The 25,039-nt window shown below is 63.6% G+C and carries 28 protein-coding genes and 1 tRNA gene; 10 read left to right on the top strand and 19 right to left on the bottom strand.

From position 1 onward, the window contains the following. Together CXR43_RS10915 and CXR43_RS10920 are read left to right on the top strand one after the other, a co-directional pair. Complete coding sequence (locus CXR43_RS10915; RefSeq protein WP_146036506.1) at positions 1 to 810, top strand: glycosyltransferase family 2 protein; 810 nt, start codon at positions 1 to 3, stop codon at positions 808 to 810. A gap of 40 nt (positions 811 to 850) precedes the next feature. Next, positions 851 to 1,603: a glycosyltransferase family 25 protein gene (locus CXR43_RS10920; RefSeq protein ID WP_103333946.1), complete on the top strand. Its 753-nt coding sequence runs from the start codon at positions 851 to 853 to the stop codon at positions 1,601 to 1,603. Here CXR43_RS10920 and CXR43_RS10925 read toward each other — a convergent pair. The 4 genes from CXR43_RS10925 to CXR43_RS10940 are packed head-to-tail and all read right to left on the bottom strand — an operon-like array spanning position 1,600 to position 5,113. Continuing rightward, positions 1,600 to 2,364 carry a glycosyltransferase family 25 protein gene (locus CXR43_RS10925; protein ID WP_246831347.1) on the bottom strand — a complete coding sequence of 255 codons (765 nt, stop codon included), beginning with the start codon at positions 2,362 to 2,364 and terminating at the stop codon, positions 1,600 to 1,602. The genes CXR43_RS10920 and CXR43_RS10925 overlap by 4 nt on opposite strands. Then, on the bottom strand, positions 2,361 to 3,389 hold the full coding sequence (locus CXR43_RS10930; RefSeq protein ID WP_103333947.1) for an N-acetylneuraminate synthase family protein: 1,029 nt from the start codon (positions 3,387 to 3,389) through the stop codon (positions 2,361 to 2,363). Before CXR43_RS10930 ends, CXR43_RS10925 begins: the two co-directional genes overlap by 4 nt. 60 nt (positions 3,390 to 3,449) lie before the next feature. After that, positions 3,450 to 4,565 (bottom strand): acetoin utilization protein AcuC, encoded by a 1,116-nt coding sequence (locus CXR43_RS10935; protein ID WP_103333948.1) that lies wholly within the window; start codon positions 4,563 to 4,565, stop codon positions 3,450 to 3,452. Further along, positions 4,562 to 5,113, bottom strand: coding sequence for a glutathione peroxidase (locus CXR43_RS10940; protein WP_103333949.1), 552 nt, complete (start codon positions 5,111 to 5,113; stop codon positions 4,562 to 4,564). Before CXR43_RS10940 ends, CXR43_RS10935 begins: the two co-directional genes overlap by 4 nt. A 264-nt stretch (positions 5,114 to 5,377) precedes the next feature. Here CXR43_RS10940 and CXR43_RS10945 point away from each other — a divergent pair, with 264 nt between their 5' ends. Together CXR43_RS10945 and CXR43_RS10950 are read left to right on the top strand one after the other, a co-directional pair. Beyond that, complete coding sequence (locus CXR43_RS10945; RefSeq protein WP_103334211.1) at positions 5,378 to 5,875, top strand: NUDIX hydrolase; 498 nt, start codon at positions 5,378 to 5,380, stop codon at positions 5,873 to 5,875. A 60-nt stretch (positions 5,876 to 5,935) separates the two neighbouring features. Further along, positions 5,936 to 6,376 (top strand): DUF1178 family protein, encoded by a 441-nt coding sequence (locus tag CXR43_RS10950; RefSeq protein ID WP_103333950.1) that lies wholly within the window; start codon positions 5,936 to 5,938, stop codon positions 6,374 to 6,376. A gap of 103 nt (positions 6,377 to 6,479) precedes the next feature. Here CXR43_RS10950 and CXR43_RS10955 read toward each other — a convergent pair whose 3' ends face one another. Together CXR43_RS10955 and CXR43_RS10960 are read right to left on the bottom strand one after the other, a co-directional pair. Beyond that, on the bottom strand, positions 6,480 to 8,813 hold the full coding sequence (locus CXR43_RS10955; RefSeq protein ID WP_103333951.1) for a Tex family protein: 2,334 nt from the start codon (positions 8,811 to 8,813) through the stop codon (positions 6,480 to 6,482). Between the two features lie 136 nt (positions 8,814 to 8,949). Further along, positions 8,950 to 9,026: transfer RNA gene (locus CXR43_RS10960), tRNA-His, on the bottom strand. 156 nt (positions 9,027 to 9,182) lie between these two features. Between CXR43_RS10960 and CXR43_RS10965 the strand changes: the two genes are divergently transcribed. Then, entirely contained in the window at positions 9,183 to 9,410 is a 228-nt protein-coding gene (locus CXR43_RS10965; protein ID WP_103333952.1) for a DUF6324 family protein, read from the top strand. On the opposite strand, the gene CXR43_RS10970 is transcribed toward CXR43_RS10965, so the two are convergent. The 8 genes from CXR43_RS10970 to CXR43_RS11005 form a co-directional block, all read right to left on the bottom strand. Next, a complete protein-coding gene (locus CXR43_RS10970) occupies positions 9,391 to 9,852 on the bottom strand; it encodes an MmcB family DNA repair protein (protein WP_103333953.1) in 462 nt (153 codons plus the stop codon). The two genes, CXR43_RS10965 and CXR43_RS10970, sit on opposite strands and share 20 nt — an antisense overlap. A 308-nt stretch (positions 9,853 to 10,160) precedes the next feature. After that, positions 10,161 to 11,033, bottom strand: a complete 873-nt coding sequence (locus CXR43_RS10975) for a DUF481 domain-containing protein (RefSeq protein WP_103333954.1) — start codon at positions 11,031 to 11,033, stop codon at positions 10,161 to 10,163. A 181-nt stretch (positions 11,034 to 11,214) separates the two neighbouring features. Beyond that, complete coding sequence (locus CXR43_RS10980; RefSeq protein ID WP_103333955.1) at positions 11,215 to 11,544, bottom strand: hypothetical protein; 330 nt, start codon at positions 11,542 to 11,544, stop codon at positions 11,215 to 11,217. A gap of 174 nt (positions 11,545 to 11,718) precedes the next feature. After that, entirely contained in the window at positions 11,719 to 12,216 is a 498-nt protein-coding gene (gene nusB, locus CXR43_RS10985) for a transcription antitermination factor NusB (protein ID WP_103333956.1), read from the bottom strand. Further along, complete coding sequence (locus CXR43_RS10990) at positions 12,213 to 12,713, bottom strand: 6,7-dimethyl-8-ribityllumazine synthase (RefSeq protein ID WP_103333957.1); 501 nt, start codon at positions 12,711 to 12,713, stop codon at positions 12,213 to 12,215. Before CXR43_RS10990 ends, nusB begins: the two co-directional genes overlap by 4 nt. 3 nt (positions 12,714 to 12,716) lie before the next feature. After that, on the bottom strand, positions 12,717 to 13,808 hold the full coding sequence (ribB, locus tag CXR43_RS10995; protein WP_103333958.1) for a 3,4-dihydroxy-2-butanone-4-phosphate synthase: 1,092 nt from the start codon (positions 13,806 to 13,808) through the stop codon (positions 12,717 to 12,719). 99 nt (positions 13,809 to 13,907) lie between these two features. Then, complete coding sequence (locus tag CXR43_RS11000; protein ID WP_246831348.1) at positions 13,908 to 14,426, bottom strand: hypothetical protein; 519 nt, start codon at positions 14,424 to 14,426, stop codon at positions 13,908 to 13,910. 32 nt (positions 14,427 to 14,458) lie between these two features. After that, positions 14,459 to 15,055, bottom strand: coding sequence for a riboflavin synthase (locus CXR43_RS11005; protein ID WP_103333960.1), 597 nt, complete (start codon positions 15,053 to 15,055; stop codon positions 14,459 to 14,461). Positions 15,056 to 15,216: 161 nt separating this feature from the next. On the opposite strand from CXR43_RS11005, the gene CXR43_RS11010 reads away from it, so the two are divergent. From CXR43_RS11010 to CXR43_RS11020, 3 genes are all read left to right on the top strand, one after another. After that, positions 15,217 to 16,497 carry a capsule polysaccharide biogenesis protein gene (locus tag CXR43_RS11010; protein ID WP_103333961.1) on the top strand — a complete coding sequence of 427 codons (1,281 nt, stop codon included), beginning with the start codon at positions 15,217 to 15,219 and terminating at the stop codon, positions 16,495 to 16,497. An 89-nt stretch (positions 16,498 to 16,586) separates the two neighbouring features. Next, positions 16,587 to 17,726: a polysaccharide biosynthesis/export family protein gene (locus CXR43_RS11015; protein ID WP_246831349.1), complete on the top strand. Its 1,140-nt coding sequence runs from the start codon at positions 16,587 to 16,589 to the stop codon at positions 17,724 to 17,726. A 7-nt stretch (positions 17,727 to 17,733) separates the two neighbouring features. Beyond that, a complete protein-coding gene (locus CXR43_RS11020) occupies positions 17,734 to 19,788 on the top strand; it encodes a capsule polysaccharide biogenesis protein (RefSeq protein ID WP_103333962.1) in 2,055 nt (684 codons plus the stop codon). 72 nt (positions 19,789 to 19,860) lie between these two features. Here the strand turns inward: CXR43_RS11020 and CXR43_RS11025 are convergent, their stop codons facing one another. The 3 genes from CXR43_RS11025 to CXR43_RS11035 form a co-directional block, all read right to left on the bottom strand. Next, positions 19,861 to 20,358, bottom strand: coding sequence for a MarR family winged helix-turn-helix transcriptional regulator (locus tag CXR43_RS11025; protein WP_103334213.1), 498 nt, complete (start codon positions 20,356 to 20,358; stop codon positions 19,861 to 19,863). 80 nt (positions 20,359 to 20,438) lie between these two features. Continuing rightward, entirely contained in the window at positions 20,439 to 20,711 is a 273-nt protein-coding gene (locus CXR43_RS11030) for an FAD assembly factor SdhE (RefSeq protein WP_103334214.1), read from the bottom strand. A gap of 2 nt (positions 20,712 to 20,713) precedes the next feature. Continuing rightward, entirely contained in the window at positions 20,714 to 21,127 is a 414-nt protein-coding gene (locus tag CXR43_RS11035) for a helix-turn-helix domain-containing protein (protein ID WP_103333963.1), read from the bottom strand. Between the two features lie 89 nt (positions 21,128 to 21,216). On the opposite strand from CXR43_RS11035, the gene CXR43_RS11040 reads away from it, so the two are divergent. Both CXR43_RS11040 and CXR43_RS11045 read left to right on the top strand, forming a co-directional pair. After that, positions 21,217 to 22,419, top strand: a complete 1,203-nt coding sequence (locus tag CXR43_RS11040; RefSeq protein WP_103333964.1) for a pyridoxal phosphate-dependent aminotransferase — start codon at positions 21,217 to 21,219, stop codon at positions 22,417 to 22,419. A gap of 9 nt (positions 22,420 to 22,428) precedes the next feature. Then, positions 22,429 to 22,845 (top strand): hypothetical protein, encoded by a 417-nt coding sequence (locus tag CXR43_RS11045; RefSeq protein ID WP_103333965.1) that lies wholly within the window; start codon positions 22,429 to 22,431, stop codon positions 22,843 to 22,845. Positions 22,846 to 22,847: 2 nt separating this feature from the next. Here CXR43_RS11045 and CXR43_RS11050 read toward each other — a convergent pair whose 3' ends face one another. Beyond that, positions 22,848 to 24,320, bottom strand: coding sequence for a protein adenylyltransferase SelO (locus CXR43_RS11050; RefSeq protein WP_103334215.1), 1,473 nt, complete (start codon positions 24,318 to 24,320; stop codon positions 22,848 to 22,850). A 78-nt stretch (positions 24,321 to 24,398) separates the two neighbouring features. Next, on the bottom strand, positions 24,399 to 24,950 hold the full coding sequence (locus CXR43_RS11055; protein ID WP_246831350.1) for a putative pterin-binding protein: 552 nt from the start codon (positions 24,948 to 24,950) through the stop codon (positions 24,399 to 24,401). Positions 24,951 to 25,039 lie beyond the last annotated feature (89 nt).

Consider the following 25,039-nt stretch of genomic DNA (forward strand, 5'->3'; position numbering starts at 1 on the left):
ATGCCACGTATTATCGTTTCCATGACGGCAGTTCCGCCGCGTTTCCCCTATCTTGCCGAGGTTCTGAACGGGTTTCTAAGGCAAACACTGAAGCCAGAGCAGATTTTTCTGAATATTCCCTATGAATACAGGCGCGACAGCTTCAATCCGGCAGTGCCGCCATCCGTCCCCGCGGGGATCACCGTGAACCGGGTGGACAGGGATTTCGGACCCGCAACCAAAGTTCTGCCGACCGTGCAAAAGTACCGCGACGAGGATGTGCTGATCTTCTTTGGTGACGACGACAAGATTTATGATCCGCACACGCTGGAGCGCTTTGCTGCCGCCGCCGAAAAGCGCCCGGAGTGCTGCATCGTCGAGGAAGGCAGCGACATTTACGAATGCACGGATGTGCCCTTTCAAGGCGCGCTCCTGCCGCGCTATGACCGGCGCCGGAAAGACATGCTTTACCGGTTGAAGCGGGCCGCCAGTCTGGGAAACTGGAAATCCCGCAAGGCCACATCCAGCGGCTACACCGATATTCTGGAAGGCTGGGGCGGTGTCATGGTGCGGCCAAGGTTTTTCGGCGATGCGGTCTTCGACATTCCCGACCCGTTGTGGATGGTGGATGACATCTGGCTGTCCGGCCATCTTACCGCCCGGGGTGTGCCGATCTGGCTCGAGTTCGGGGGGCCGCGCGTGCGCGGCTCTCGCAACGAGGTCAGGCGTGTCGCCTTGCACACCCAGATTGTCGACGGCATGGACCGCATCGCGTTGAACACGGCCTGTGTCCGGTATTATCAGGACACCTTCGGCATCTGGCGTCCCTGACGTCCGGATCCCGTCGGATATAGGATTTGCAAGGCTGACCATGACGACCGTACCTGTTGCCCGAATTATCAACCTCGACCGGAGTGTGGACCGTCTGACCACGATCACGGCCAAGCTCGACTCGCAAGGGATTGACTGGCAACGCCACCCGGCCATTGCCCCCGCCTCGCCAGAGGCAGCGCATGCCCATCCGCTCTACCGCCCCCAGAGGATGCGCGCCCTGTTCGGCCGCGACATGAGCCGGGGAGAAATCGGCTGCTTTCTGAGCCATATGGCGGTGATGGAAGCTGCCTTGCAAGAGGGCGCTGCCCTGGCGCTCGTGCTGGAAGATGATGCCACGCCGCAGACCACAAAGCTGCGCGAGACGCTGGCCACCCTATCCGACTGGCTTTGCCAGACGGGGCAAGCACGGGTGGATTGGGTCCATCTTTCCCGCCCGCTTGGAAAATGGGGGCGCCCCCTTGCCACGGTCGGGGATATCCAGGTGCGCCGGGCCTACCGCCCGCCCCTGATCGGCAGTGCAAATCTGTGGACGCGCAAGGGCATGCAGGATTTTCTGCACCATGTGGCGCGATACGGGATGGATCGTCCGGCGGATGATGCGATGCGGGCCTGCTTTTGTCGGTCTGGCCGTGGGGCGGTCCTGGAGCAGCCGCTTTTCGGTGAGGAAGGCTCTGTCTCGACCATCGACCCGCAGAACGAACGCACGTCAGGGGCAAACAAGCTGGTCCGGATGCGGCGCAAGGGTCCGGACTATGCCTGGGCCACGCTCAATCTTCTGCGCAAAACCTAGGGTTTTGCCCTGAACACACCTCTGCGCAGTTCGGCAGACAGGCGGTGCAGATAATTGCCGGCCCGCATCTTGTAGTTGCCCAACCGCCTGTGGCGCGGCGGTTTGACCGCCTCGGCAAAGTTAAGCCCGTTGATGGTGCTGACGCCGCCATCATCCACATGGCTTGGAAAGGGTTCCAGGCCAACAAGGCGGAAATCATAGTGCCACCAGCGCGTCGCCTCGTAATCTATCGGCAAGCGAATCGGCAACAGCCGTGGCAACAGCCGCGCCGCCAGATCGCGGGTGATCAGATAGGCCCCGAAGCCTGTCGCGGGGCCCAGATAGGCGTTCAGCTGCCAGTCCTGCACCCTGCCCCGCCGCACAGGCACCTTGGCGCGGATGCAGTTCAGTTTCAGCATGTCCCACTGATCCCTGACCGTCAGTGCCGCAGATACGGCCGGAAGAAAGTCATCGTGAAACACCACGTCATCTTCCAGAACCATGCCGACTTCCGCGCCCGAGTCGACGAGGCGTTGCCAGACCTCTAGGTGCGACAGATAGCAGCCCAGCTCTGCTGCCAGGGGCGGGCGCCCCATCAGGGCGGCAAAGCGTGTGGCATCCGCCATGGGCGCAATGCGTGCGGCCTCTGCCTTGCCATCGACTGCGGCAACGCGGGTGACGGTCAGGCCCATGCGGTCAAACTGCGCCTCCATCCGGGCGCGTCGTTCGGTGGCCCGGTCGAGATTTATCATCCAGATCGGCAGGCTCAGGCCAGCCGTCACCCCAGATCCCCCCACTTCAGCTGGGTGTTTCGCGTGACCGCGCGGGTCAGGCGTTTGCCCACCACCTTGTCGAAGTCATAGCCCGCAATCTCTCCCGATCCGGGGCGACGCGCCCAGATGTCGGACTCGGCGATCACATGACCTGCAGGCAGGTCGCGGTCGGCCACCACCGAAGCGCGGGCAAAGCGGTAGACCGGTTCTTCCGCCTCGGTCCGCTGCTTGGGGTTGTTGGCGGCGATCCAGATTTCGCGCGAGCGGTCGATCAGGTGGCGCAGTTCCGACGGGTCCATCGAGTTGATGATATCCGGCCCCTTGCGATAGCGGGTATCGGTGTAGTGACGTTCCAGAATGCACGCCCCCAGTGCGACAGAGGCAAGCGCCATTTCCGGGCCGATGGAATGGTCGGAAAAGCCCACCACCGCCTTGGGGAAGGCATTTTTCAGATCGGTCACCCCGCGCAGAGAGACGATTTCGGGCGGGCTGGGATAGAGGTTGGTGCATTCCAGCAGCGCATACTCCACCCCCGCCGCATCCAGAATGGCCACCGATGCCCGAATGGTCTCGATGGTCTGCATGCCAGTGGACAGGATCACCGGCTTGCCCTTGCGCGCGATGTGGCGGATCAGCGGCAGATTATCCGCCTCGCCCGAGCCGATCTTGTAGGCCGGCACATCGAGCGTTTCCAGAAAATCAGCCGCCGCGCGCGAAAACGGGGTGGAAATCCAGATCATCCCCAGGCTTTCGGTGTAGCGCTTCAGCTCGGCCTCTTCGTCCAGCGACAGCGCGCAGGCCTCCATCACATGCCAGATCGACACATCGGCATTGGGCGGAAAGATCGCCTTTGCCTCATCCGTCATTTCATCTGCAAGAATGTGGGTCTGATGCTTGATCATCTCGCAGCCGGCACCGGCGGCGAGGCGCACCATTTCTTTGGCGACCGTCAGACTGCCGCCGTGATTGATGCCGATTTCGGCGATGACAAGCGGGGGGTGGCCGGGGCCGATCTCACGGGTGCCGATCTTCATGGGAACCGTCCTTGCATTGGTTTGCCCTGATCTACCGCCCGCGCGGGCGCAAGGGAAGCCCTATGCCCGCAACCGCTGGGCCAGACGGGCGATCCTTGCCTGCACCTCGGGCCTGACCGGCCCCTCGCGCGGCGGGTCGAGAAGCGTGCTGAGCAGATGCGGCGCAGGGGGCGGACGGCCCCCGCCACCCCAGGTCAGCGCGCGCAAGACCTGCTGCGCCGGATCAGGCAGCCGGTCAGGGATATCGGCACCCGCCAGCGTGGCCCAAAGTGCCGACCAGCACCGCCCCACGCTCCAGGGGTTATAGCCACCCCCGCCCAGCAGCAGAAAGCGCGGGGCCATGGGCAACAAGGCGCGCAGCACCTCGACATAGGCGCGGTTCGACCAAGACAGCCGCGACAGCGGGTCTTCATCCAGCGAATCCGCCCCGGCCTGCAGCACAATGACATCGGGGCGATGCGCCTGCACAAAAGGCAGGATCACCGCCTCAAGCGCCGCCCGCATTTCGGTGTCATTGGCCTCGCGCGGCAAGGGCAGGTTGACGCAATTGCCCCCGCCGTCATCCTCCAATGCCCCGGTAAAGGGCCAGCGCCCCTCTTCATGGGTAGAGATCAGCAGGGTTTCAGGATCACCCGCAAAGCCGTGTTGCACCCCGTCACAATGATGGGCGTCAATGTCGATATAAGCCACGCGCGACATGCCCGCGCCGCGCAGGACCAGTATCGCCAGCACCGGATCGTTCAGATAACAAAAGCCGTTGGCACGGTCGGGCAGGCCGTGATGGGTGCCGCCCCCGGGTACATGCACAGCCCTTGTGCCGGTGGCCAGCAACTCTGCCGCCAGCATAACCCCGCCTGCCCCGGTGGCGGGGCGGGAATACATCTGGCCAAACACCGGGTTCGACAGGGTGCCCAGATGATACTGCGACCGTATGGCATCGGTCACCCTGCCCTCCGTCTCGGCCCTCTGCAACGCCTCTACATAGCCGGGGCTGTGCCAGCGGGTCAGCGCTGCCGGCTTGGCGCGCGGGCTGGTGCGATAGAGGGACGCTGGCAGCCAGCCCATGGCGCGGCACAGATCCATCACCGTAGACACGCGCGGCACGCGCAACGGATGGGACGGCCCATAGGACGACCCACGATAGACCTCTGATCCGATGAACAGCGGCACGCTCACCGCAACAGGGGCTCGATCCGCCCGAGGATGGCCGTCGAAGTTGGCTTGACCGAAGCCCCCCAGGTGCCCAGAACCTCTCCGCCCGGGCCGATCAGCACCTTGTTGAAATTCCAGCGCGGGGTGAACCCGTGTTCAGCCGCCAGCCAACGGTAGAAGGCATGTGCCTTTGCCCCCCGGACAGGGGTGATATCGGTCATCGGCAAGGTCAGATCAAAGCGCAGCGCACAAAAGTCCTTGACCGCCTGCGCATCGGCAAGTTCCTGATTGAAATCATCAGAAGGCACCGCCAGCACCCGCAGGCCCCGCGCGTTGTAGCGGTCGTGCAGCGCTTGCAGATCATCGAATTGCCCGGCGAACCCGCAAAGCGAGGCCGTGTTCACCACCAGCACCGGACCTCCGCGCCAGGCATCCAACTCGATCCGACCGCCGTCAATCGAGTCAAAAGAAAATCCCTGCGCGGTGGCATCCGCTGCCGCCAACGATCGCAGGGGCCAGAAGCCAAGCCCCGTGGCAGCCAAGACCTGGCCCAGAAACACCCGCCGCCGCATGCCATTCCCCCGATTATCTTAACCTGATGGTAGGCCCGACTGAGAGAAGATCAAAGCGCGGGTGTCGAATTTGCGGTGCAGCACGTACTTTTTTCAATCACAGGGGTGACAAATTTCTGACAAAGGTCCCATATATGACATTCACATGGCACCTTTCGACCATCAGATGGTCATGAAGAGCAAAGGCTTGTGCCCGCACCGGCCAGTTTGGGCGATGTCAGGCGACCGCAGCCATCCGTCGAGCAGAACAAAGAAAAAGACGATATGAAACAATCCACTTCGGCTCAATTCACCACAGCTCTGTCTGACAGCGACGCGACGCAAAACGCTGCCCTGTGCTGGCGGATGCATCGGGGCCGGGTGCAGGTGTTGCTGATCACCAGCCGCGACACCGGGCGCTGGATCATGCCCAAGGGCTGGCCGATGGCGGGCAAGACCGATGCTGAAACCGCTGTTACCGAGGCTTGGGAGGAAGCGGGAGTGCAGGGTGAGGTTGATGCCGCGGCGCCGCTTGGGGTCTATCGCTATGACAAGCTGCGCCTGCCGGACGTGGCGATTCCCTGCGTGGTCAGCGTCTTTGCCCTGCGTGTGGCAAAGCTTGCCGACAAATTCCCTGAACGCAAACAGCGGCGGCGCAAATGGTTCGATGCCCAGAAAGCCGCGCGCAAGGTGGCCGAACCTGATCTGCGCGGGCTGCTGGCGCGGCTGTCCAGCAAGGGGCAAAAACTGGTTTGTGCAACCGGCACCAAAAAGCACGCTTGAATTCGCGCAGCGGATTGTTAGCTGTGGCGCGGGATATGCAACCCTTGCTCTGGTCCGGTTATGATCCGTTACAGCCTGAAATGTATCAATTCCCATGAGTTTGACAGCTGGTTCCAGTCAGCCGCGGCTTACGAGTCCTTGCAGGGTGCCGGACATGTGACCTGTGCCATCTGCGGTGCGGCGGATGTGGAAAAGCTGTTGATGGCTCCCGCCGTGCGCCCTGCGCGCAGCGCGGCCGCTGCCGCCGCTCAACCCGCCACATCTCTGGCCCCGCCAAAGACCGAGGTTGAACAGGCGATTGCCGCCCTGCGGGCGCAGGTCGAGGCCAATTCCGAGTATGTTGGCCTGAACTTCGCCGCTGAAGCCCGCAAGATGCACGACGGGCTGAGCCCCGAACGCGCCATCTATGGCGAGGCAAAGCCCGAAGAGGCGAAAAAGCTGATCGAAGACGGCGTACCGGTGACGCCACTGCCGTTCCTGCCCCGACGCAAGGCCAACTGACCGGCGCGCCCTGCCCGGCTGTCAGACGCCTGCCACGGGCGTCTGACAAACAGGTGCAATCAAAGCCTGTGCTTAGAGATTGCACCTTGTCCAAATACGCATCCTATTTCCCGAACTTGCCGCGCAGCGCATCGGCAAAGGGGTTGGTGCCGGGGCCGGATGCTGCACCTTGTGGGGTGGCCTGCATGGGCTGTGACCTGCCCCGCTGGCCGGGCTTCTCTGCCCGGTCCGCAGCGCGTTCGCGGGCGCTCTCCCGCGCGTCGGCACTGTCCTTGCGCATGGTCAGGGCAATGCGTTTGCGCGCTGCATCCACCTCGACCACGCGGACCTGCACCACATCGCCCGCCTTCACCACCTCATGCGGGTCTTTGATGAATCGGTCTGCCAGCTGGCTGACATGCACCAGCCCGTCCTGATGCACGCCGACATCGACAAAGGCACCGAAGGCGGCGACGTTGGTCACGGTGCCTTCCAGCATCATGCCGGGTTTCAGGTCGCGGATTTCGTTGACGCCTTCGGTAAAGGTGGCGGTGCGGAAACTGGGGCGCGGGTCGCGGCCGGGCTTTTCCAGCTCGGCCAGAATGTCCTTGACCGTCGGCAAGCCAAAGCGGTCGTCGATGAACTGGCGCGGGTCAAGCTTTTGCAGGGCTGCCGTATCGCCCATCAGGCTGCGGATATCGCGGCCACAGGCGGCAGTGATGCGGCGGGCGACGTCATAGGCTTCCGGGTGCACGGAGGAGGCATCCAGCGGCTCCTTGCCGCCCGCGATGCGCAGGAAGCCTGCGGCCTGTTCAAACGCCTTGGGGCCAAGACGCGCGACCTTCAGCAGGTCTCGCCGGGTGCTGAACGGGCCGTTGGCATCGCGGTGCGCCACAATCGCCTCGGCCAGCCCGGCCCCCACACCCGACACCCGGGCCAAGAGCGGCGCAGAGGCGGTGTTGAGGTCAACGCCGACCGCGTTCACCGCATCTTCCACCACCGCCTCCAGACTGCGGCCCAGCCGGTGCTGGTCGACATCATGTTGGTACTGACCGACGCCGATCGATTTGGGCTCGATCTTGACCAGTTCCGCCAACGGGTCTTGCAGGCGTCGTGCGATGCTGACGGCACCGCGCAAGGACACGTCCAGATCGGGAAACTCTTTCGACGCCAGTTCTGATGCGGAATAGACTGAAGCCCCGGCCTCGGACACGATCACCTTGACCGGCTTTTCCGTGCCGGGCAGCACGGCCAGCAGGTCCGCCACCATCTTTTCCGTCTCGCGGCTGGCGGTGCCGTTGCCGATGGCGATCAGCTGCACCTTGTGCTTGCCGATCAGCTGGGCAATCGCCACCTGCGCGCCACGCAAGTCATTTTTCGGCTGAAACGGATAGACCGTATCTGTCGCCAGCACCTTGCCGGTGGCATCGACCACCGCCACCTTGACCCCGGTCCGGATGCCAGGGTCCAGCCCAAGGGTGGCCTTGCCGCCCGCCGGGGCTGCCAGCAGCAGATCTTTCAGATTGCGGGCAAAAACATTGATCGCCTCGGCCTCGGCCCGGTCACGCAACTCTCCCATCAGGTCCAGCGTGAGCGAGGTTTTCAGCTTGATCCGCCAGGCCCAGCTGGCCGCTTCACGCAGCCAGGCATCGCCCGGGCCTTTGGAGCCTGCCGAAAGCGCCGCACCGCAGGCCTGTTCCGCCGGGCTTTGGCCACGGGGGGCGTCTGGGTCGATCTCCAGATCTATGGTCAGAAACCCTTCGTTCCGGCCCCGCAGCATGGCCAGCACCCGGTGGCTGGGGGCGGTGGCCCAGGGTTCTTCATGCGCGAAATAATCCGAGAATTTCGCGCCCTCGGCCTCTTTGCCCGCAACCGCCTTCGCCGACAGGCGGGCAACCTTCTTCATATGCTCACGCAACCGGCCCAGAAGCGTGGCGTTTTCTGAAAGACCTTCGGCGATGATGTCGCGCGCGCCCTCCAGTGCTGCTTTCGTATCCGGCACGGCTTGGGTGACAAAGCCCGTCGCCAGCGTTGCCGGATCGGCGGCGCGGTCTGCCAGAATCGCATCGACCAGCGGTTGCAGCCCGTTTTCACGCGCGATCATCGCCTTGGTCCGGCGCTTGGGTTTGAAGGGCAGATAGATGTCTTCCAGCTCGGCCTTGGTGGTGGCCTTGCCGATCGACAGGGCCAGCGGATCGGTCATCTTGCCCTGTTCGGTGATCGACCCAAAGATCGCCGCGCGACGCGCTTCCATCTCCCGCAGATAGACCAGCCGTTCAGCCAGCAGGCGCAGCTGCGAATCGTCCAATCCCCCTGTCACCTCTTTGCGGTAGCGCGCAATGAAGGGCACGGTCGCGCCTTCATCCAGCAGGGCCACGGCGGCGGTGACCTGCGGGGTTTGCGCGTTGATTTCGGTCGCGATGGTTTGCGCGATGCGGCGGGTGGTGTCTGGCGTCATGATGGCATTCCCGTATGGTCGGAGGGCGACCATACCCAAGCGCTGTGAAGAGGGAAAGGGCAGCGACGCGCCGCCTGCCACACAGCCGACGCCAAAAGCCCCGCAAGGGACTTTTGGCAGTCTGGACTGAAGGAGATGGTACCAGCTCCCCGGCTCGAACGGGGGACCCCTAGATCCACAATCTAGTGCTCTAACCAACTGAGCTAAGCCGGCACTTGGGGGCGATTTAACGCCCCTTGCTTTGGATTGCAAGCAGGCTTTGGCGCAAAAATGTGGAGGCTGACCCGATCATGGCGGTGCTTTGGCCGGTGTGCTTGCGAAAGCCTGCAAAGAACGCTAGGCGGAAGCCAGCACAGCAAGGGGGCCAAAATGGGCATCGACAAGGAAAGCGAAATCGCCGCAAACCTTCAGATCGGGCCGACCTCGGCCGGAATGGTTCGCATCTACATCGAAGCCGATGGCGGCATCGAATTGCCGCTGGATTTTGAGCCGGAAGAGGCCGAAGAAATCGCCGAAGAGCTGCGCGCGGCTGCCGAAGCGGTGCGCGCCCTGGGCAATGGCAAGGGCGGCGGCAAGCCTAAGCCCAGGCGGAAATAACCCCAGCCGGATCACGCAGGGCCTGCAGGCGCAGCGCGGCATGGCGGGCAAAGCCCTGAACCACCGCCTTGCGGCGCGCGGGCGCGAGCAGGGTTTCCGGACCCATCCGCATGATTTCAGCCCCATAGGAATCCGCTCGGATCAGGCCTGAATCTTCGGGCAACAGGCTTGCCGGGAAATCGGCATCCACCGCCCAGAAAAACCGGTCGCACCACGGCAGGTAATTGTGCCACTTGCGATCAGCCTGATAGTCGGCGCGGCAGGATTTGCATTCCACAACCCAGATCTGCCCCTTGGGGCCAAGCGCCATCAGATCTACCCGCAGCCCGGGCGCGGGCACCAATTCTTCCACCGTCGCGAACCCAAGGTCACGCAAAGCACGTGCCACCCCCCGCGCAAGGCGCTGTCCGGGCAATGGCGGCAGGGAGTCGGTGCAATCCATCCCCGAAATATGAACGAAAGATGAACACCTGACAAGCCTTGCAGAGGGGCTGCTGCGCGCCTATCTTGTGAGGTGGCGGGTGCTGCTCTTCGCGTGCTGGGGCTTTTTTCCAGTGGCCGATAAGCAAACGAATGGATGCTGGCTCTGGCAAGATCCTGGTCTTGCTACCTGGTGCCCACCTGAGACCTCTGGCTCTCGGGAAACCATGCCACCCACGGCTGCTGCGGGCCCGCCACCTTCTGACATCGGCAGACACGAAAAAGGGGCGGATCTCTCCGCCCCTTTCCTGCTGTGTGGGGTTTTCCGGCTCAGAAGCCGAACACCAGCGAAACGCCCAGCTTGTTGTCGGTCCGGATCGCGCGGCTTTCGTCATACTCGGTCAGATAGCTGACACGAGTCGAGAAGGCCTCGGTCATCTTGACGTTCAGGCCAAGGTCGTTGTTGGCCCGAAGTGCCGAATCCGATTTCAGAACATCGGTGTCATTCGTCACGAAGAAGTTGTCGTTGATCCGGTAGAAGAACCGCGACGCGGCCAGATAGCCGGTTTCGGTCTCTGAATTGCCCAGACCGTCTTCGAGGTAGCTGACGCCGATACCTGCCTGCACACGCCAGGTCATGTCCGGTGTGTTCACGACACGGTAGCCTGGACCAAAGCCAATGAACCCATCGCGGCGCGTGTTTTCGTCACGACGATCAACGCCATCGGCGCTGATTTCCGTGGCCAGCCCATCGGTCGCCAAGCGGCCCAACGCAAAGGCGTAGAACCGGTCGCTCAGATAGTAGTTGGCGTCATAGACGACAAATACATCTTCCGTCGTGGACACGTTATTGTCCTCGGAAAACTCAAGCGCGGCTCCCAAAGTCTGTACGAACTGGCCTTGCGCGTAGCGAAGCCGGACGCCGCCAACAAGATCCTGCGACTCGTTGTTGCCTGTGTTGCCCGCGTATCCGAGCGACGCACTGCCGCTCAGACCAGGACGAAACTCCGGATTGCCAAAGCGCGCAGCATCTTCGGCGCGCTCCATATCGTCTCTGACATCGTCATCGATATCATCGATGCGGTCATCAAGTGCTTCGACGCCCGTGATGGCAACCTGAGCAATCGCCGAAGGTGCAAAAGCAACTTGAGCGACGGCAATAGCCAGCACGCCAGCACCAAAGGTGCGGAGTTTGACTGTCATATACTATCCTTTCACACTCACCGGCCTCTCTCGTGCCGGTCGCGTATGAAACGTCAGGAAGCGGGCATAGTTCCTGCGCATCACCGTTCTGTGACGCGGTGTGAACTGACCTTAGGGCAACCAAGCCATTGATTCAAAAAACTCTATGTCGCGTGACACTGCGGCGGGTTGCCTTAACGGATCAGCGCGAAGACCTTGGGCGGCCGGGCAAAGCCGGTCGGGCACTTGCTTTGGCCAGCACCGGTACCGGGACCAGTCGCGCACCTGTGCCCCCCGGTGGCTGCTGCGTCGATTCGGCCATTCGCATCACCGCGATGGCGAACTGAACCCCACCGAACACCACCCCATTGACCATCACCATCATGATCGCCGCCACCCATCCCATCGGCGACTGCAAGACAAGATGGCGCAAGCCCGCCACATCCAGCCAGAGCAGCCCTGCCACGAAAGCGACAGCAATGCCAAAGCCGATGGCAACATTCACGATATAAAGCCGGATGAGTTTGGGCATATTTGCGCTCCTGACAACAGGTCAAGCCTAGCGCAGCGCTGCAAAAGCGAAAGGCCCATTTTGCCGCAGGCGGGCCAAATGTGCCAGGTTGGTTACTTTGAGGTTAGGAATTGGAACGATCAGCCCGTCCTGGCCCGAAAGGGATAGTCCCCTCGGGCCTAAACTCAGGGCAGTTCAGAAGCCTTCGGGCTTGGCCTCATGCGCCATGTGATCCAGCACGGCGTTGACGAAGCGCGATTCCTTGCCATCGGGGAAAAAGGCTTTAGCGACATCGACATATTCGGTGATGGCAACCCGAGGCGGCGTCGGCATCTGCGTCAACTCGGCACCGGCCGCGCGGAACAGCGCACGCAGCACCGGGTCGATCCGGTCAATCGGCCATTTGGCCACCAGCGCCCGGTCGGTCATCTGGTCGATCAGCGCCTGAAAGTTCACTGCATGATCCACAAGGTTGCGGAAATGCGTGACATCGCCTTCGGCAAATTCGCCTTCTTCATAGGTGGCGCCAAAGCGGTGCACCTCGAATTCGCGGCAGATCGCCTTGATCGTCTGGCCCGAGACTTCCATCTGGAACAGCGCCTGCACCGCATAGAGCCGCGCGGCAGAGCGCATCTGCTTCTTCTCGGCATTGCTTGGCTTGAGGCCTTTGGCCGCCGGTGTGTCGTCAGTCATGCGCGGAACCCGATCCCTGTCGTCTGGCCCGCCCATTTGCGCGAGATCGCGATCAGGTGCAAGGCCGCCGCTGCTGCCCCGCCCCCTTTATTCTGTCCCGCCGGATCGGCCCGTACCTCGGCCTGGGCACGGTTTTCCACGGTCAGAATGCCGTTGCCGATGCAGGCCCCTTGCAGGCCCAGCAGGCTGATGGCGCGGCTGCTGTCATTGCACACGGTATCGTAATGCGTGGTCTCGCCCCGCATGACGCAGCCAAGCGCCACATAGCCATCATATTTCGCCTGACGCTCGGCCATGGCAATCGCGGTCGGCACTTCCAGCGCGCCGGGCACCTCGATCAGATCGACATCGGCCCCGCAACTGGCGGCGATGGCGCGGGCACCGGCCACCATATTGTCGGTGATATCCTTGTAATAGGGGGCCACCACGATCAGCAGTTTCACCGGCTGGTCAAACGTGGGCAGCGGCAGGGTGTAATGGGTTTCCGCACTGGCCATGGCTTACTCCGTAATCTTGCGGGTGCCGGTGATCGACAACCCATAGGCGTCAAGCCCGACAATCTTGGGCTGCGGCGAATTGGTCAGCAGGGTCAGGTCATTGACCCCCAGCGACACAAGGATCTGCGCGCCGATGCCGTATTGCTTGAGGGTCTGCGGCGAGGCTTCGGTATCGGAAATCAGCCGCCGGTCCAGCTCACGCAGCAATACCAGCACACCGCGCCCCTCGGCGGCGATCAGCTTCATCGCCTCAGCAAATTCCGCCGTGCGCCCTGCCCCGCCAAGGCCGACCACGTCGAGCAGCGGGTCCAGCGTGTGCATCCGCGTCAGCACCGGCCCGGGGGTGGTGATGTCTCCCTTGATCAGCACCACATGTTCCGCGCCTTCGGTCACATCGGTATAGATCCGCATCGTCCAGTCACCGCCGAATTCCGAGGTGACGGCACGTTCTTCGGTCAGCTTCACCAGGTTGTCGTTGCGGCGGCGATAGGCGATCAGGTCGGAAATCGTGCCGATTTTCAGCCCGTGCTTTTGCGCGAAAACGATCAGATCGGGCAGCCGCGCCATCGAGCCATCGTCATTCATCACCTCGCAGATCACACCCGACGGGTTCAGGCCCGCCAGCCGCGCCACATCCACCGCCGCCTCGGTATGGCCGGCGCGCACCAGCACGCCGCCGTCGCGTGCGCGCAGCGGAAAGACGTGGCCCGGTGTGGCAATGTCCTGCGGCCCCTTGGTCTGGTCGATGGCGACCGAGACAGTGCGCGCCCGGTCAGCCGCCGAAATCCCGGTGGAGATGCCCTCACGGGCCTCGATCGACAGGGTGAAGGCACTGGCAAGGCGCGAGGAATTCTTCGGGCTCATCGGTTGCAGACCCAGCTGATCCACCCGGTCGGCGGTGAGCGCAAGGCAGATCAGGCCCCGGCCATAGGTGGCCATGAAGTTCACCGCCTGCGGCGTGCACATTTGCGCCGGGATCACCAGATCACCTTCGTTCTCGCGGTCCTCATGATCGACCAGAATGAACATGCGCCCGTTGCGCGCATCGTCGATGATGTCTTCGACAGAGGAAATGGCGTCGGAATAATCGGTCATGCTGCGGATTCCTGATCGGGTTTGCCCGGCTTTACCGCGACAGGGCCACAAAAGCCAGAGGCGGGCGGCGCAGAGCGACTGTGCGCCACACCACGTCCCTCAGCTGCCAAAATACCGTTCGGCCGGAAGATAGCCCGCCAGCCGGCCCGCAGCGGCCCATTCCGCCTCCAGCCCGTGATCACCGATCAGCAACACCGTGTCGGGCGGGAGGCTGCCAAGCGCCGCGCGCAGCCGTATGCGCGCCTCGGCAAAACTGGCAAGATGGTGCGGGGCGGCGTGGCTTGCACGCAGCACCGGAGCGGCCTGCGCCAGATCCGCCGCCTGCAACGGCGGCACGGCAAGGCCGATCAGCCCCGCCGCCTGCACCGCGCCCAGCCTGACCATCCGGTCAGCGGAAAGCACCTGCCCCGCGCGCAGCACCCGCAAGGCGTTGGACGAAAACAGAAACGCCACCAGATCATGCCCGGTGCTGGCGCGCACCCCGGCATAGGTCTTGTAATCCAGCCCCAGTTCCGCAGCCCGGCGCACCCGCAGGCGCACCACCTCTATCGGCAGGGTCGGCAGCAGGCGGGCGCGGGCGGCGCGCCAGCATTGGGTGCGCCAGGACAGGCCGGTCATGTCCGGACCCCGGTTATGGCCGATGCCAGCGCTCAGTCCCATTCGCGCAGCCGCGCCACATAGCGCGCCATCGTATCCACCTCCAGATTGACCAGATCGCCCACCGCCACATCGCCCCATGTGGTGGCCTTCTGGGTATGCGGGATGAAGTTGATGCCGAAATCAGTGCCCTCAACCTCGTTCACCGTCAGCGAGGTGCCGTTCAGCGCCACCGACCCCTTGGGCGCGATGAAGCGCGCCAGGTCACGCGGCGCGCGAAAGGTCACGCGCAGGCTGTCGCCCTCGGGCACCACATCCACCACTTCGGCCACGCCATCGACATGGCCCGAGACGATATGCCCGCCCAATTCATCGCCCACCTTGAGCGCGCGTTCCAGATTGACCCGCGCGCCGGGAGCCCAGCGCGACAGGTTGGTCTTGCGCACGGTTTCCGCCGAGATCTGCACATCATACCAGTTGCGCGGTGTGGTGCCGGTGGCGATCACGGTCAGGCACACGCCGTCTGATGCAATCGAAGCCCCGATGTCGATGCCACCCACATCGTAGCGCGTCCCGATGCGGGCGCGCAAATCGCCCTGCTGCTCGGTCTGCAGAACTTCCCCAATATCGCTGACGATCCCTGTGAACATGCTGGGTCTCCTTTGCTGCAATGCGTAGCCTGCGGTTGGGGACGACGCAAGGTTGCGCACCATTTGCCAAAATTTCGCCGTGCTTTGACCAAGCCAAATGGGTAAAGGTTCAGGACTGCGCGGCATCTTGCCGCCGACAGGCACTGACGGACACCACCCGCATGACAGGTGACACACGCCGCTTTCTGTTTCTGCAAGGGCCACATGGGCCCTTTTTCCGCCGTCTGGGCAAGATGCTGCAGGCGGCGGGGGCGCAGGTCTGGCGTGTGGGCTTCAACCGCGGCGACCAGGTGTTCTGGCCTGCGGACAGCTTCATTCCCTTTCGTGATACGGCAGATCTGTGGCCCGGCCGGATTGCCGCATTGCTGCGTGATCAGGCCATCACCGATCTGGTGCTCTATGGCGACACCCGCCCGGTGCATGCGCAGGCGATCCGCGCCGCCCGCGCCGCCGGGGTGACGGTGCATGTCTTCGAGGAAGGCTATCTGCGCCCGCATTGGGTCACTTATGAACGCGGTGGCGCGAACGGGCATTCCCGGCTGATGCAGATGTCGGTGGCCGACATGCAGGCCGCGCTGGCACAGGCCGAGATTGACCAGCCCGAGGCCCCGGCCAGTTGGGGCGACATGCGCCAGCACATCTTCTGGGGCGCGCTGTATCACTGGTTCGTCATGACCGGCTCTCGTGCCTTCCCGCAGTTCCGCCCCCATCGCAAACACACGGTAGGGCAGGAGTTTCTGCTGTATTGCAAACGCCTTGTGCTGTTGCCCTTGCACCGCTGGGAACGGATGATCGCGCAGGCCCGCATTCGCAACGGTGGCTTTCCCTATCATCTTGTGCTGTTGCAGCTGGAACATGACGCCAGCTTTCAGATGCATTCGCCCTTCCGCACCATGGCCGAATTTCTGGCCGTGGTGGTTGATGGCTTTGCCAAAGGCGCGCCGCCGCACCATCATCTTGTGTTCAAGGCCCATCCGCTGGAAGACGGCCGCGCGCCGCTGAAGGCAGAAATTCGCCGTCTGGCACAGCTGCACGGGGTGGCGGACCGGGTGCATTTCGTGCGCGGTGGCAAGCTGGCGCAGCTTCTGAACCACGCGCGCAGCGCCGTGACGGTGAATTCAACGGCCGGTCAGCAGGTGCTGTGGCGCGGGATGCCGCTGAAGACCTTTGGCGCGGCGGTTTATGCCAAGCCGGAATTCGTGTCTGACCAGCCGCTCGCCGCCTTTTTTGCCAAGCCCAGCCGCCCCGATGGCCGGGCTTATCGTACCTTCCGGCATTATCTGCTGGAAACCAGCCAGATCAGCGGCGGCTTTTACTCTGCGCGCGGCCGGCAAGAGGTGCTGCGGCAGGTGGTGGACATGATGCTCTGCGCCGAAGATCCCTATGAGGCACTGGTCTCGGGAAGCGCGGCACCACGGCAACAGTTGCGGCTGGTGAACTGACCGCAAAAGCCGGTGCTGGCGTTTTCTCACATCGTTCTGTAGCCTTGCAGGCAAAACTTGAGGCAAATCCAGTCAAAGGAGCCCGAGCAGTGAACGTGCTTATTTCCAAAGGGGCAAAAGCCCTTTGCCTTGTTGCGTTGGTGGCCTCCACCGCAGCCTGCGGCCTGCCTCGGTCCGGCCCGACCAAAGCCGAGATTTTCAAAGGGTCGGTGCTGAAAGAGGGTGATGCCTTTATTGTCTCGGTCAATCCGCGTGTGACTCGGGCCACAGCCGTCATCCCCGCCTTCGGGTTCTCTGCGGCTTTCCTGAACGCGGGTGTCGTCGGGTCGGATACGATCAACTCTGGCGATACGCTGGGCCTGACCATTTTCGAAAATGTGCGCGACGATCCGCTTCTGGGCAACACTGGCCAGCGCGTCAGCGCGCTGGACGAAGTGCAGGTCGATGGTCAGGGTTACATCTTTGTCCCCTATGCGGGCCGGATCAGGGCCGCCGGACAGACCCCCGAAGGCCTGCGCCAGGCGATCACCCGCAAGCTCGACACCCAGACCCCAGACCCACAGGTCACCGTCACCCGGCTTGCCGGCGACGGATCAAGCGTGTCGGTGCAGGGCTCTGTCGGGACCACCGGGGTGTTTCCCATCGAACGCCCGACCCGCAAGCTGTCGGCCATGATCGCGCGCGCTGGTGGCGTGGCCATCGAGCCCGATGTGGCCGTCATCCGCGTCACGCGCGGGGCGCATACCGGACGCGTCTGGCTGCAAGACCTCTATGCCAATCCGGCGCTGGATATCGCCCTGCGCCCCGGCGACAAGATCGTGGTCGAACGCGACACGCGGGCCTTTGTGGCGCTTGGCGCGACCGGCGCACAGAACCGCGTGCCGTTTGAAACCCAGACCCTGTCGGCAATCGAGGCGATTGCGATTGTCGGCGGTCTCAATACCAACCTGGCCGACCCGACCGGCGTCTTCGTGTTCCGCAACGAACCTGAAGAGATTGCCAATGCCGTGCTGGGCCGCAAGGATCTGCGCGGCGCGCAGCGGATGGTCTATGTGCTGGATCTGACCCAACCCACCGGCATGTTCGAGGCCCGCGATTTCGTGGTGCGCGATGGCGACACGGTCTATGTGACCGAAGCACCTTTCGTACAGTGGCAAAAAACCTTGTCGGCGATCACCGGCACCGCCGGGGCGGCCAGCTCGCTGTCTGACGTCAGCACCGGCGGCTGAGGCCGGGGTGGCACCGCGCCCCGATGACAGACCAGAGGCCGCCGGGCAGATCCCCCGGCGGCTTTATCATTACACCGCGGGCTTTCTGCGCGACCGGACGTTGCGCCGCATTTTGGCGCTCTCCGGCCATCAGCTGAAGTTGGGCCTGCCCGGCCCCGAAGATGGCGTGCTGGTCTGGGGCCGCAGCCCCTATGCCCATAGGGGCGAGGCCGTGGCGGCGCGGCGTGGGGTGCCACTGATCCGGGTGGAGGATGCATTTTTGCGCGGGCTGCGTCCGGGCCGCCTGGGTGGCGGGCCGCTGGGGCTGCTGATCGACCCGGTGGGCGTGCATTTCGACAGCAGCGGACCCTCACGGCTGGAGCAAATTCTGGCCACCGATCCCTTGGACAATTCCAACACTCTGTCGCGCGCACGCGAGGGCATTGCCCGCCTTCGGGCGGCCGACTTGTCAAAATACAACATGCACGATCCAGCACTGCCCATCCCGGCACCCGGCTATGTTCTGGTGGTTGACCAGGCCCGCGGCGATGCCTCGATCCGGCATGGCGGGGCCTCGGCACAAAGTTTCGCGCAGATGCTGGGCGAGGCGATGGAGGCGCATCCACGGGCCCGGATCGTCATCAAGCTGCATCCCGAAACCGCAATTGGCCTGCGCGCCGGACATTACACCGGGGTGGACATCTCTGATCGCGTCACGCTTCTGGCAGACCCGGTGTCGCCCCACGCGCTGCTGGACGGGGCGATTGCGGTCTATACCGTCTCGTCGCAACTCGGGTTCGAGGCGATCCTTGCCGGGCATCGCCCGCATGTCTATGGCCAGCCGTTTTATGCGGGCTGGGGCCTGACCCATGACGCCCACCCCCTGCCCCGGCGCGGCCGCGTCCTGACCAAGGTGCAGTTGTTTGCCGCCGCGATGATCCTTGCCCCGGTCTGGTATGACCCCTGCCGTGACCGCTTGTGCAGCTTTGAAGAGGCGCTCGATCAGCTGGAAGCAGAGGTGCGCGCCTTTCGCGAAGATCGCCGCGGTCATGTGGCGGTCGGCATGCGGTTGTGGAAACGCGGGTGGTTGCAAGCGGTGTTCGGGCGCGAAACGCCTCTGGTGTTCCGGGATGCGCCGGGCGACACCCGGGGGCGCGGCATTCTGGTCTGGGCCGGGAAGGAGACGCCGGAACTGGCGCAGGCCGACGTGCCGCTGCGCCGCGTGGAGGATGGCTTTCTGCGTTCGCGCGGGCTCGGGGCCGAACTGGTGCCGCCGTTGTCCCTGGTCACCGATGATCTGGGCATTTATTACGACCCCAGCCGCGAAAGCCGGCTGGAGCGGCTGATCCTTTCCCCCCTGCCGCCGGGCGGCCTTGCCCGCGCCGCCCGGCTGCGCGAACGGTTGGTGGCGCTGGGGGTCAGCAAATACAACCTGCCCGGAACCCTGCCCGACCTGCCCCCCGGCCACCGCATTCTGGTGCCCGGGCAGGTCGAGGATGATGCCTCGATCCTGACAGGCGGCGGCCCGGTGCGGACCAATCTGGCGCTGCTGCAGGCGGCGCGGGCGGCGCATCCGGACGCGGTGCTGGTCTACAAACCGCATCCGGATGTCGAGGCCGGGTTGCGGCGCGGCACGGTTGCGGCCGGCGATCTGATCGGTCTGGCCGATGTGGTGGCCAGTCACGCCGACCCGGTGGCGCTGATCGTTGCGTGTGACGAGGTCTGGACGATGACCAGCCTGCTGGGCTTCGAGGCCCTGTTGCGCGGCAAGCCTGTCACCTGCCTGGGCGTGCCATTCTATGCAGGCTGGGGGCTGACGCGCGACCTATGCCCGGTGCCCTTGCGCCGGTCGCGGGGCGCTGATGGCGCGTGGTTGCCACGGCCAGTGCTGGATCATCTGGTGCATGCGGCGCTGATCGCCTATCCACGCTATTACGATCCGGTCAGCTGCCGCGCCTGCCCCCCCGAGGTGGCAGTGGCGCGCCTGGCGTCTGGACCTGTGCCACATCCGGGGTTCGGCAACCGGGTTTTTGCCAAGCTGCAAGGACGGTTTGCCACATTTTCGCGGCTGTGGCGGCGTTAGGGCCCGGGGAAGACACGCGCCGGCACAATGCGGTGCGATGGTAGGCCGTCGCCTTGGAACACGCTCAAGACCTCAGTAGATGTAGCGGATCTGATCTGTCCAGAACCGCTCAAGCCGTTTGAGCGAATGGTTCACCTCTTCCATGCCGGCGGCGTCAATCACTGCCTTTTTCAGCAGCACCTCAGTATGGCGGGCGAACAGATCATTGAGCACAATGCGCACCCGCCGACCCTTTTCCGTCAGCCGGACCCGCACCGACCGGCGGTCGAGTTCGGAGCGCTGATGATGCATATAACCGAGTTCCACCAGCTTTTTCAGGTTATAGCTGACATTGCTGCCCTGATAATAGCCGCGGCTTTTCAGCTCTCCCGCCGTCACCTCATTCTCGCCGATGTTGAACAAGAGCAGCGCCTGAACCGAGTTGATCTCCAGAATGGAAAGTCGCTCGAACTCATCCTTTATGACATCAAGAAGCAGGCGGTGCAGGCGTTCAACCAAAGCAAGACTATCCAGATAGCCCAGTGTAAGAACCTTGTGCGAACCATCCAGAACCGGGGCCTGATGCGTCATGCTGATCTCCGCCATCCATCAATCGACTGGCAGAATCGTCACAAACAGAAAACATTCGGTAAACCGAATTCAGATTTTGCTCAAACCTTCCGCAGCCGGTCGCGGGCAAACAGGGTGATCTGGTCCAGCAGCGGCGCAATGGCGGGCGCGGGCCGGGCCTGCCCGAAAATGAACGCCATCAGATCCTGATCGTTTTCGGCCAGCAACACCTCGTATTCGTCGAGCTGCGCGGGCGACAGCGCATCCAGATGCGCATCGGCCCAGGGACCAAGCACCAGATCCATTTCCTTGGTGCCGCGCCGCCAGGACCGCATCTTCATGCGCTTGATCCGTGCCTCGGGGGTTTCTGTCAGGGTCATTCGGCATCCACCTCTTCGCGCCGCAACAGATGATGCAGCCGGGTTTCCATCTGCCCCATATCCTGCGCCAGCGCCAGCATCTGCGCGCGCATCCGCGACAGATCGGCCAGCGCCTCAAGTGTTGCCGCATCATGGGTGCCCGGAGCCGAGGGCGCGTCAAGCCCATCGCCTTCCCCGGTCAAGAGCCAGCGGATCGACACGTTCAGCATGCCCGCCAGCATCTGCAGCCGGTTTGATCGCGGCTCTGACGCGTCATCCTCCCAGCCCTGCACCGTGGTCAGGCGCACGCCAAGCCGTTTGGCCAGATCGGGCTGCGACAGCCCTGCTGCCTCGCGTGCGCCGGCCAGCCGGTCGCCAAAGGTGGCGACCTCTGCCGAAAACCACGCAGCCCCTGTGTCACTTTCCGCCATCTTGCCTCTCCTCTACGTCGATATCGCTTGATCGGGTCAGGACCCATCCATAAGACCAAAGACCGGAAATGACAAATCAGGAGCCCATAATGCCGTTCTTGTCCGACACGCTGGCGCGCGTGAAACCCTCGCCCACCATCGCTGTCACCACCAAGGCGCAAGCGTTGAAGGCGGCGGGCCAGGATGTGATCGGCCTTGGCGCGGGCGAGCCGGATTTCGATACGCCGCAGAACATCAAGGACGCCGCCAAACGCGCGATTGATGCCGGGCGGACCAAATATACGGCTGTGGATGGCATTCCCGAGCTGAAGGCCGCGATCTGCGCCAAGTTCCTGCGCGAAAACGGGCTGACCTATACGCCCGCGCAAGTGACCGTGGGCGCCGGCGGCAAGCAGACGCTGTACAACGCGCTGATGGCAACCTGCAATCCGGGCGATGAGGTGATCATTCCGGCCCCCTATTGGGTCAGCTATCCCGATATGGTGCTGCTGGCGGGCGGCACCCCGGTGCCAGTAGTCGCCGGGATCGAGACCGCGTTCAAGATCACGCCCGCCCAGTTGGAGGCGGCGATCACGCCGAAAACCAAGTGGTTCATCTTCAACAGCCCGTCGAACCCCACGGGTGCGGGCTATACCCGCGATGAATTGCGCGGGCTTTGCGATGTGCTGCTGCGCCATCCGCATGTCTGGATCCTGTCGGATGACATGTATGAGCATCTGGTGTTTGACGATTTCGAATTCTGCACCCCGGCTGAGATTGAACCTGCGCTTTATGACCGCACGTTGACCTGCAACGGGGTGTCGAAATCTTATGCCATGACCGGCTGGCGCATCGGCTATGCGGCGGGGCCGGTGGCGCTGATCAAGGCGATGGGGACGATCCAGTCGCAATCCACCTCGAACCCCTGTTCGGTGTCGCAATATGCCGCGCTCGAGGCGCTGACCGGGCCGCAGGAGTTTCTGGCCGAAAACCGCAAGGTGTTTGAACGCCGCCGCGATCTGGTGGTGTCGATGCTGAACGCCGCCAAGGGGATCACCTGCCCGAAGCCCGAAGGCGCGTTCTATGTCTATCCCGACATCTCGGCCTGTATCGGCAAGGTCACCGCAGGCGGCACGCTCATCACCAATGACGAGGTGTTCGCCACCGCCCTGCTGGAGGAAACCGGGGTGGCGGTGGTGTTCGGCGCGGCATTCGGCCTGTCGCCCAACTTCCGCGTCAGCTATGCTACGGCAGACGAGGTTTTGCGTGAAGCCTGCAGCCGCATTCAGGCGTTCTGCGCCACGCTGGCCTGAGGGGGGGTCATGGCGGGCGATTTGCCGGAGTATTACTTCCGCATCCGTGAAAACGGTGCCGCTGTGTTCAAGGTGGATACCGAAAACCGCCAGCGCCGGATCGAGATGGAAGAAATCGCCATCGCCAATGTGCGCAATGGCAATATCAAGCCGCATGGCGACCGCAAGCTGACGGCCGAGGAAACCGCCGTCATCACCACCTGGATGGCGCAGCGCACCGCGGTTCTGGCCGCACGCGATGTCGATGACATTCACCGCGCCGTGGATCACCTCAATCTGGTGACAGGCTGGGCGCAGTCAAAGGCGGATGACGCCCAGTTGGAAGAGGTCACCGACACGCTGCTGCTGGCCATGCACGACCTGCGCACGGTTCTGGTGCGCAAAAAGGCCGAACGGCTGATGAAGGCCGCGCCAGAGGCGGAATAGCCTCAGGTGCCGCAGAAGGTCACGTAATCGCCAAACCCGCTGGGGGCTGGCAGAGTATAACCCTCCCGCCCCGGACGGTCGGTGTAGGGGTCTGTCACCTCTGCCAGCAAGGCGGTGAACGGGGCAAGGTCGCCTGCTTCAGCAGCCTGCAACGCCTCTTCCACGCGGTGATTGCGCGGGATGACCAGTGGGTTGCAGGCGCGCAGGTGACCTGCCGCATCGGCGCGCAGGCGCGCGCGCCACAACGGCAGCCACAGATCCAGCTTTGCCGGATCGGCGAACAGCGCGCGCAGCGGGGTCACATCCCCCGTCGCCGCATCGGCCAGACGGCGAAAGGCAAGCGTCCAGTCTGCCCCCTGCCCCTCCATCGCGGCCAGAAATCCGGTGGCAAGATCATGGTCGCCGTCCTGCGCGCCGTCCAGCGCCAGCTTGCTGCGCATCACCGCCAGCCATTCCGCCTGATAAATCGCGGCGATGCCAGACAACCGGTCGTTCAGCACCTGCACCACCGCCTCTGTCCCGCCCATCAGCGGCAGCAGGCTTTCGGCCAGCTTGGCCATATTCCAGGCCAGAATATGCGGCTGATTGGCGTAAGCATAGCGCCCCTGATGATCGATCGAGGAAAACACCGTGCCCGGCGCATAGGCCTCCATAAAGGCGCAGGGGCCGTAGTCTATGGTTTCCCCCGACAGCGCCACATTGTCGGTGTTGAGCACGCCATGCACAAAGCCAAGCCCCATCCACGCCGCCACCAGCCGGGCCTGACGCGCAATGATGCGGTCAAAGAAGGCCAATATCCGCCCCTCCTGCCCCACAAGATCAGGATCATGGCGGGCAATGGCGTAATCGACCACCCGGGCCAGCGTGTCATGATCGCCGCGCGCCGCCCAGAACTGCAAAGTGCCCACACGCAGATGGCTGGCGGCCACGCGGGTGACCACAGCCCCTGGCAGGCGGCCCGCCTCGCGCCGCACATCCTCGCCCGTCAGCGCCACGGCAAGGCTGCGCGTGGTGGGAACGCCCAGCGCCGCCATCGCCTCAGAGATCACATATTCGCGCAACATCGGACCCAATGCCGCCTTGCCATCGCCGCCGCGCGAAAACGGGGTGCGGCCAGAGCCTTTCAGCTGGATATCCCAGCGCCGCCCGTCAGCCCCGATATGTTCCCCCAGCAGATGCGCCCGGCCATCGCCCAGTTGCGGAGAAAATCCGCCGAACTGGTGGCCGGCATAGGCCAGCGCCACTGGCTCTGCCCCAGCCGGCAGGCTGCCCCCGGCAAACCAGCCGGGGTTTTGCACCAACACCTCCGCCACCAAGCCCAGATCCGCCGCAAGTCCCCTGTTCAGCACAAGGATCTGCGGCGCAAGCGCGGCGTCCGGGTCTTGCGCCACAAAGGTGCCGGGCAGATCGCGGGTCCAGGAATTGTCAAAGCGGAAGCCGCTGTGCAGGGCAGAGTGTGGCGTCTGGTCGGTCATCTGTCCTGTCATCCCCATCGCGCGCAGCATCGCTGCAATCCCTGTCGATATGGGGAACGGGCCGACAAACGCAACCCGTCAGTCCAGAACCTCGATGCTGCTCAGTTGCCAGACCGAGCGGGAATAGCTGACCTCGTTCTTGTAGGCCGTGTTCACATCATAGGGATAGATCATCCACAATGGCCCCTTGTCGCGGGGCGACAGGTCTTTGCCATCCATGCGAAAGGCCAGCACCGGCCCGCCTTCGACAGCCTCGGTTGCCGGGATGTCGACGGCATAATCGTTCAGCGCGACCAGACGCAAGGTGCTGCCATCCGCGCCAAGCTGCGACAGAAGGCGGAACAGTTCCACGCCCTGAAACTCGCTGGTGCCATCGGTCCAGATCGTGCCGGTGTGGACCGTCACCACGCCCATTGCCTCGATCATCGCCCGGTCGAGCGCGGCTTCGGCATTGCCATTGGTCGCCGCAATATCGCCGCGCACTGTCAGGATGATATCGCCGCTTGGTGGTGGCAAGGCTTGGGGCGGGGTCTGCGCCATGGCCCCAAGCGATGCCGCAGCGCCTATTGCACATGACAGAACACTTGCCCGGACCCATCCCATCCCGCTGACCAGCGTCAGAACCTTCATCGCGCGTCTCCCCTTGCACAGAACCGGGATACCGGATCATGTGCCGCTGTTCTCCTATCCAAACGCATAGGAAAGTACCGGATTTGCAC

The organism is Pseudotabrizicola formosa (assembly GCF_002900965.1).
Taxonomy (GTDB): domain Bacteria; phylum Pseudomonadota; class Alphaproteobacteria; order Rhodobacterales; family Rhodobacteraceae; genus Pseudotabrizicola; species Pseudotabrizicola formosa.

Bases quoted from the DNA above. Each gene is read 5' to 3' on its own strand.
- CXR43_RS10930 (WP_103333947.1), bottom strand. From the start codon at position 3,389: ATGAAGATCGGCACCCGTGAGATCGGCCCCGGCCACCCCCCGCTTGTC.
- CXR43_RS10970 (WP_103333953.1), bottom strand. From the start codon at position 9,852: ATGGATTGCACCGACTCCCTGCCGCCATTGCCCGGACAGCGCCTTGCG.
- CXR43_RS10940 (WP_103333949.1), bottom strand. From the start codon at position 5,113: ATGCGGCGGCGGGTGTTTCTGGGCCAGGTCTTGGCTGCCACGGGGCTT.
- CXR43_RS11005 (WP_103333960.1), bottom strand. From the start codon at position 15,055: ATGTTCACAGGGATCGTCAGCGATATTGGGGAAGTTCTGCAGACCGAG.
- CXR43_RS11000 (WP_246831348.1), bottom strand. From the start codon at position 14,426: ATGACCGGCCTGTCCTGGCGCACCCAATGCTGGCGCGCCGCCCGCGCC.
- CXR43_RS11055 (WP_246831350.1), bottom strand. From the start codon at position 24,950: ATGAAGGTTCTGACGCTGGTCAGCGGGATGGGATGGGTCCGGGCAAGT.
- nusB (WP_103333956.1), bottom strand. From the start codon at position 12,216: ATGACTGACGACACACCGGCGGCCAAAGGCCTCAAGCCAAGCAATGCC.
- CXR43_RS11025 (WP_103334213.1), bottom strand. From the start codon at position 20,358: ATGACGCATCAGGCCCCGGTTCTGGATGGTTCGCACAAGGTTCTTACA.
- CXR43_RS10945 (WP_103334211.1), top strand. From the start codon at position 5,378: ATGAAACAATCCACTTCGGCTCAATTCACCACAGCTCTGTCTGACAGC.
- CXR43_RS10915 (WP_146036506.1), top strand. From the start codon at position 1: ATGCCACGTATTATCGTTTCCATGACGGCAGTTCCGCCGCGTTTCCCC.
- CXR43_RS10965 (WP_103333952.1), top strand. From the start codon at position 9,183: ATGGGCATCGACAAGGAAAGCGAAATCGCCGCAAACCTTCAGATCGGG.
- CXR43_RS11045 (WP_103333965.1), top strand. From the start codon at position 22,429: ATGGCGGGCGATTTGCCGGAGTATTACTTCCGCATCCGTGAAAACGGT.
- CXR43_RS10975 (WP_103333954.1), bottom strand. From the start codon at position 11,033: ATGACAGTCAAACTCCGCACCTTTGGTGCTGGCGTGCTGGCTATTGCC.
- CXR43_RS10920 (WP_103333946.1), top strand. From the start codon at position 851: ATGACGACCGTACCTGTTGCCCGAATTATCAACCTCGACCGGAGTGTG.
- CXR43_RS10950 (WP_103333950.1), top strand. From the start codon at position 5,936: ATGATCCGTTACAGCCTGAAATGTATCAATTCCCATGAGTTTGACAGC.
- CXR43_RS11050 (WP_103334215.1), bottom strand. From the start codon at position 24,320: ATGACCGACCAGACGCCACACTCTGCCCTGCACAGCGGCTTCCGCTTT.
- ribB (WP_103333958.1), bottom strand. From the start codon at position 13,808: ATGACCGATTATTCCGACGCCATTTCCTCTGTCGAAGACATCATCGAC.
- CXR43_RS11035 (WP_103333963.1), bottom strand. From the start codon at position 21,127: ATGGCGGAAAGTGACACAGGGGCTGCGTGGTTTTCGGCAGAGGTCGCC.
- CXR43_RS10955 (WP_103333951.1), bottom strand. From the start codon at position 8,813: ATGACGCCAGACACCACCCGCCGCATCGCGCAAACCATCGCGACCGAA.
- CXR43_RS11040 (WP_103333964.1), top strand. From the start codon at position 21,217: ATGCCGTTCTTGTCCGACACGCTGGCGCGCGTGAAACCCTCGCCCACC.
- CXR43_RS11010 (WP_103333961.1), top strand. From the start codon at position 15,217: ATGACAGGTGACACACGCCGCTTTCTGTTTCTGCAAGGGCCACATGGG.
- CXR43_RS10980 (WP_103333955.1), bottom strand. From the start codon at position 11,544: ATGCCCAAACTCATCCGGCTTTATATCGTGAATGTTGCCATCGGCTTT.
- CXR43_RS10990 (WP_103333957.1), bottom strand. From the start codon at position 12,713: ATGGCCAGTGCGGAAACCCATTACACCCTGCCGCTGCCCACGTTTGAC.